This is a genomic window from Clostridia bacterium (assembly GCA_019683875.1).
Lineage (GTDB): Bacteria > Bacillota > Sulfobacillia > RBS10-35 > Bu92 > Bu92.
In genome coordinates, this window is sequence record JADGHN010000124.1 from 1 (window position 1) to 4,734 (window position 4,734).

A 4,734-nucleotide genomic window follows, 5' to 3' on the forward strand; every position below is an offset into this window, starting at 1 on the left:
GGGCGGCCCGCGGCGGGGGGGGCCGGGGGGGGCGGGGGGGGGGCCGGCCCGCGCGGAACTCGAGCACGGGAAGGAGTGCCCGCACCTGTTCGAGGTAGGGCGGAGCCAGGTCGCGCCGGACGGTCGCGAAGAGGTCGCGGAGGCCGGGAGAGTCGACGTCCTCCGCGCGCGTCTCGGCGATCGCACGAAGCGCGTCGAAGGCGTCGGCGAAGACAGCGAGGACTTCGCGGGAGCGGTGGCAGAGCGATTCCGCGGAGCGCGCGAAGAGGCCGAAGTAGGAGCGCCGTTCGCCTTCGATCGCGGCTTGCGCCACGCGGTCGAGCTCGTAAAGTAGCTCCGGATGACGGCGGAAGTCGTCAAAAACGGCTTGGCGGTGTCGGATCTCGTCGGCTGTGGCGAGCGGGGTGAGGATGACGTCGCGGGCGACGCCGCGCGCGAACGCGTCTCCCGCGCCCATCGCGTCGAACACGACGTCGAGGCCGAGGTCGGCGATGAGATCGTCCGCGTGAGGGACGGGGGCCGGGACGAACGGCCGGCCGGGAAGGAGAAGGCCCGGGATCAAGTCCCCATCGCCTTCCGCAAGAGCTCGTACGTGACGCCGTGCCGGCGGGCCACGGCGAGCGCGTAGGCTGTCCCCTCCGGCGGCCGCCGCGCGATGCGGAACGTGCGTCGGGACGGGTCGTCGGGCGCGACCTCCGCCACCATGCTGACGACGCGCGCGTCGAGACGCGCGAGCTCGTCGAGGAACGTCACGAAGACGACCCGCGCGCCACGGTCGAGAAGGGCCGCGAGCGCGCGGGTGCCGAGGCGTGCGGCGTCCTCGCTGCCGGTCGCGGCGAACGCCTCGTTCATGACCACGAGGACAGCCGGCCCGGCCTGGTCGAGGATCTCGCGAAAGCGCGCCACCTCCGCGGCGAGGCGGCCGCGGTCGTCGCCAGCCGCCTCCTCGCGCGGGAAGTGCGTGAGGATGCGGTCGAAAAGGGGGAGCCGCGCGCGGCGCGCGGGGACCGGCAGGCCGAGGCGCGCGAGGTGGTGGACGAGGCCGAAGGCCCGCGCGAACGTCGTCTTCCCGCCGTGGTTCGGCCCCGTGACGACGATCGCGCGTTCGCCTGCGCCGAGCTGCCAACCGTTCGGAACGATCGCGCCGGGCGCGCGCAGCGAGAGGGCGAGCGCGAGGTCGAAGGCGTCGTCCGCCCGGTCCTCCCCGTCGGCGCCTCCGGGGGCGGTCACGTCGGGCAGGGAAAAGGGGAGGCCCGCCCGCTGGAGAGGCGCGACGAGGTCGAGGTACGAGATCAGGAAGCGCCCTTCGAGCGCGACGCGCCGAAGTGGTTCGGGAATCGGCTCGGCGGCGTGCGAGCGGAAGTCGGCGAGCTGCGCGAAGGGCTCGGGTGCAAGGCGCGCAATCCGCTCGAGGATGGCCTCTTCGACGTGGTTGAGAAACGGTATCCGGCCACCTGTGCCGTGGCCCGCCGAGCCCGCGGGCTTCGCGTCTCGCCCGACGCAGCCGGCGGCCTCGGCGTCCGCGAAGCGCGCGAACGTCTCCGCGATCTCGCGCCCGAGGTCGGGCGCGTCCCAGGCCGGCATCACCTCGACGCGGTTCGAGCCGAGAGTCAACGTGTAGCGAATCCTGTCGAGCGCGTCGCGCGCCGCCTGCGCTTCGTCGGCGAACGCGCGATACGACGGCGAGCCGAGGTAACGGTCGAGCGCCGCCGCGAGCGCGCGAAGACCGTTGGAGAAGGGCGGATGCTGTCGGAAGGCGTCGGCGGTCGCGGCGAGGGTCGCGACCAGGAGAAGTGCCGCCTCGAGGTGCGCGCGTTGGGCGAGTTGCGGGTGGCGGATCTCCTCGGCCCGGCGGAGCCGGTCCTCGACCTCGGCTACGCCTTCGACGAGGCCGCGGAGCGCGTCGCGGAGGGCCGGGTCGCCGAGGTCACGCATGACCTCCTGGCGGTGGCGCACGGTGGCGACGTCGCGGCAGGGCGCGTGGTAGAGCTCGGCGAGGCCGTGGCGGAACCGATCCGGCTGGCCTTCGAGGGCGCGCGCCACGACCTGGTCGAAGGCCAGGTCGCGGTCGAAGGCGGGGTCCGCCGTGCCGGCCGCGCCGGGGAGTCGTCGCCCGGGCTCGGCGCCGAGCGCGCCGACCGGCGACTCCTCCGGATCGGGAGCGAGGAGGCTCACTGCCTCCAACGCCGACGCCCCCCTTCGGGCTTCTCGCTGCGCCCGGCGCGCCCGCGCCCCCGCGCGAACGCGAAAAGGCTCCTACGGCGCACCGTAGGAGCCATCACAGGCCGGATCGCCTGGGTCTTGCGCCGCTCGCCCTGCCGCCCGGGCGTCTCTGGCGCTCCGGCGTCGGGCGGGCCGCGCCTCGGGCGAGCTCCATCGCCCACGCAAGCTTCGTCCGTCGTCAATCGCAGCGTACCACGGGAGCCGCCTCGGTGCCCAGGTGCCGCACGAACCAGCGCAGGTTCTCCTCGTAATGCCGGAGCCTGGCCTCGATCGGCCCGGGCGCCATCGTCACCTCGTGGTTCTCGCCCGGGAAGACGACGAGCCGCACGTCGAGCTCGGGGTGCGTGTCCTTCACGGCCGTGAAGAGCTGGTGGGCCCCCTCGACCGGGCAACGCATGTCCCGTTCGCCGTGGAGGATGAGGAGCGGCACCTCGATGCGGTCGGCGCGCACGATGGGCGAGCGCTCCAGCGCCGCGACGAGGAAGTCGCGGTACGTGGCGTAGACCTTCGAGCGGCCGTTCGCGCCCATGTCGGAGGAGGCGTAGCCGATGAGCTCGTTGACGGGCGCGCGGTGGGCCGCGGCCGCGCGGAAGCGGCGCGTGTGCGAGGCGAGCCAGACGGTCGCGTAGCCGCCGTAGCTCCCGCCGCAGACGCCGACGCGCTCTGGGTCGATGGCCGGGAAGGCTCGCAAGGCGGCGTCGACGAACTGCAGGAGGTCGTAGAAGGCCGCGTCGTGGATGTACTCCATCGACGAGAACTGGGCCCCGTAGCCGGCGCTTCCGCGCGGGTTGGCGATGAGGACGGCAAGCCCAGCGGCGGCGAGCGACTGGTGCTCCCAGTCGAGCGCGTAGCCGTAGAACGTGGCCGGACCGCCATGCACGTAGAGGACGGCCGGGAGGCTGGCCGCGGCGGGTGGCTCGGCCTCGCAGCCGGGCGGCAGGAGCACCCACCCCTGGACGCGCGCCGTGCCGTCGAGCGTCTCGACCCAGAGCTCCTGCATATCGGCGAGCGCCACCTCGCGAAGCCAAGGGTTGAGGTCGGTGAGCTCGCGCACCTCGCCCGTCTGGAGGTCGACCTCGACGATCTCGTAGGGGTGCAGCGCGTCGGTGCGCGTCGCGATGGCGCGTCCGGCGTAGGGGGGCGAGAGCTGGGCGAAGTTCTGGCGCCCCGTCGTGACGGCCTCGACGGGTCCGCCGGCGAGGGGCACGCGGTAGATGTTGCCCGTCCCCTGCCAGCCGGCGATGAAGTAGACGTCGCGCCCGTCTTCCGACACCTGCATCGTCTCGTAGGCTTCGCTGTGCCAGGTCGCGTTGTAGAGAAAACGCGTCGCGCCGTCGCAGGGGGCCTCGTTCCCGAAGAGCCGCACCGGCTCGCCGCCTTCGACGGGGACGCGGTAGAGGAGGGCCACCGGCACGCCGCCGCGGTCGGGGTCGAGGGCCCCGAAGACGACCTCGCGGCCGTCGGGGGTGAAGCGGGGCACGATGCGCTTCGGGTAGTAGGCGACGTAGAGGCCGCTCGTCAGCTGGCGCGGCGCCGCCGCGCCCTCCTCCGGCGGGAACGGGAAGAGGAAGAGGTCCATGCCGATGTAGTCCGTCGGGCGGCGTTCGCGGTTCGAGAGGACGAGGAGGGAGCGGCCGTCGGGGGACCAGACGGGCAGGACGTGGCGGGCCGGTCCCGGCGTGAGCCGGCGGGGCCGGCCGCCCTCGGACGCGACGACCCACACCGCGGGCGTCGGCACGGCCTCGCGGTAGCCCCCGACGTCGTCGCTCTTGAAGCCTAGCTCCTCGACGACGATCGGCTCGTCGCGCCGGTCGCGGCGGCGTTCGCCCTCGCCGAGGACGACGGCGTCCTCCGCCTCGTCCGGGAAAACGGGCGACTCGAAAGCGATGTGGAGCCCGTCGGGCGACCAGGCGGGTCGCGCCACCCCGTGCCGCATGCGCGTGAGCTGGCGCACCTGGCCGGTCGCGAGGTCGGCCACCCAGAGCTGCTCGGTGCCCGTCGCGTTCGAGAGGAACGCGAGCTTGCGCCCGTCGGGCGAAAACCGCGGATTCCGCTCGGAGTCTCCGCCCGCCGTGACCCTCCTCGCCTCGCCCCCCTCGCGGACCCAGACCTCGCGCAGGAACCTGCCGGGCTCGGCCCGCTCGAGCACGTAGGCGAGCCGCCCGGTCGCCGGGTGGTGGTCGGGTGTCGCGACGTTGACGATGCGGTAGAGGTCCGAGAGCTCGGGAAGCCGCTTCCGGCCGGCGCGAGCCGCCCGGGCGGACCCGTCTCCCGGCGTCGGGGCGCTAGCCGGCGTCCCGTCCATCGTCCGTCCCTCCCTCGGCGAGGAACCGTCGGAACCAGGCGACGAGCTCCTCGAGGTGGCGCATCTGGGAGCGGAGCCGCCCCGTGCGCGTGAGGTCGTGGTTCTCCCCCGGGAAGAGCACCATGCGCACCGGCACCTCGGGGTTCCGCTCGCGCATGGCGACGAAGACCTGCTCCGCCTGCTCGGGCGTGCACCGGACGTCGTCG

Annotated in this window: 4 protein-coding genes; all 4 read right to left on the reverse strand. The window is 73.8% G+C overall.

Annotated elements, in window-relative coordinates; translation table 11 throughout:
* On the reverse strand, positions 1–562 hold a 562-nt coding region (locus IRZ18_08525; GenBank protein MBX5477148.1), incomplete at its 3' end, for a hypothetical protein.
* Positions 559–2,184: a DNA mismatch repair protein MutS gene (locus tag IRZ18_08530; protein MBX5477149.1), complete on the reverse strand. Its 1,626-nt coding sequence runs from the start codon at positions 2,182–2,184 to the stop codon at positions 559–561. The genes IRZ18_08525 and IRZ18_08530, both read right to left, overlap by 4 nt.
* 217 nt (positions 2,185–2,401) lie before the next feature.
* The gene (locus IRZ18_08535) at positions 2,402–4,528 is read right to left on the reverse strand and encodes a S9 family peptidase (protein MBX5477150.1); all 2,127 of its coding nucleotides are present in this window, start codon (positions 4,526–4,528) and stop codon (positions 2,402–2,404) included.
* Positions 4,509–4,734 (reverse strand): prolyl oligopeptidase family serine peptidase (locus tag IRZ18_08540; GenBank protein ID MBX5477151.1); only part of this gene is annotated, 226 nt, incomplete at its 5' end. The genes IRZ18_08535 and IRZ18_08540, both read right to left, overlap by 20 nt.